This is a genomic window from Aeromicrobium phragmitis, from assembly GCF_003674095.1.
GTDB classification, from domain to species: domain Bacteria; phylum Actinomycetota; class Actinomycetes; order Propionibacteriales; family Nocardioidaceae; genus Aeromicrobium; species Aeromicrobium phragmitis.
Genome location: NZ_RDBF01000251.1, coordinates 1 through 317 on the forward strand (window position 1 = coordinate 1; position 317 = coordinate 317).

1 pseudogene is annotated in these 317 nt (G+C 68.5%); it reads right to left on the bottom strand.

The window, feature by feature from the left end:
• A pseudogene (locus tag D9V41_RS17205) lies at window positions 1-294 on the bottom strand (glucose-6-phosphate dehydrogenase); the annotation flags it as partial.
• Between the last annotated feature and the right edge of the window lie 23 nt (window positions 295-317).

Sequence of the window (317 nt, forward strand, 5' to 3'; positions counted from 1 at the left end):
GAACGGCTTCTCGATGACGACGCGGCGCCAGCCCTCCGTCGACGTGGCGAGCCCGTGCTGCTTGATCTTGGAGACGACCGTGGGGAACAGGCCCGGAGGGATGGAGAGGTAGAACGCGTGGTTGCCGCCCGTCCCCTGATCGCGGTCGAGTTCGGCGAGCGTCTCGGCGAGCTGCTTCCAGGCGGCGTCATCGTCGAACTGACCCGGGACGAAGCGGATGCCCGCGGCCAGCTGCTTCCAGACCGTCTCGCTCCACTCCGTGCGGGCTCCTGCCTTCGCGGCCGCCTTGATCATCGAGGCGAAGGTGCCGTTGCCGA